This window comes from Marisediminitalea alba, from assembly GCF_002993365.1.
Lineage (GTDB): Bacteria > Pseudomonadota > Gammaproteobacteria > Enterobacterales > Alteromonadaceae > Alteromonas > Alteromonas alba.
The window spans coordinates 1-875 of record NZ_PVNP01000091.1 but is presented as its reverse complement, the minus strand read 5'-3'; the positions used below and the strand labels follow the sequence as shown (position 1 = coordinate 875).

The window sequence follows — 875 nt, the reverse complement described above, 5'->3', positions numbered from 1 at the left end:
AAGTCGTAACAAGGTAACCCTAGGGGAACCTGGGGTTGGATCACCTCCTTACGTAAAGTCGTTGGACGACTTAATGTAGTGCCTACACAGATTGTTTTGTTATGAAATAAAGAACGACCAAGATTTACTCGTAAGGGAAATCACTGGGGCTATAGCTCAGCTGGGAGAGCGCCTGATTTGCATTCAGGAGGTCAGCAGTTCGATCCTGCTTAGCTCCACCACTCTTTAGGCTTGTAGCTCAGCTGGTTAGAGCGCACCCCTGATAAGGGTGAGGTCGGCAGTTCAAGTCTGCCCAAGCCTACCAAATTTCCTACAAACACTTGCGAAGCAAGTGGGCGTGTAAAATCGTTTAACCGGAAGGAAATCGGGTGACCGACGCAGCTTCCTGACGATTTTTCTACTCGCTAAAGTAGACGTAGTAAGTTTGGTTAGTAAACCTAGGTAAATCCTAATGAATATTTACTCGTTGAGTAAGCATTGATTAGGGTTTTTTACCCTGAAGACCAAAAGAAATCGCTGAAGCGATGTTTTTTGGCCGAATGTTCTTTAACAATTTGGAAAGCTGATATTAGTAATCAATCAATATTGAGTAACTGAGAATATCGAAAGATGTTCTTTCAAAGCTACTCTACTTGACATACGGCGCAACGCAAGTTGCAAACGTAAATTTGATTAGACAGTCATGCATGCAACAGTGCTTTAATGCACACCTGACTCCGGATAAAAAGGCGGAGGTTAGGCGCAACATTATCCATCCTTTTAGGATGTCGCATCCTTTGGATAGTGTTGTACGGTAGCACACCTTATTCCTTACTCATGTGAATAAGCAGTGGCTACGACGAACAGGGTAACCTGGGAAGCTATTTAGGGTTGTA

At 43.7% G+C, this 875-nt stretch carries 2 tRNA genes; both read left to right on the top strand.

The window, feature by feature from the left end:
* Positions 1–145 precede the first annotated feature (145 nt).
* Positions 146–221, top strand: a tRNA-Ala gene (locus C6Y40_RS10265).
* Between the two features lie 6 nt (positions 222–227).
* A tRNA-Ile gene (locus C6Y40_RS10260) sits at positions 228–304 on the top strand.
* Positions 305–875: the final 571 nt, after the last annotated feature.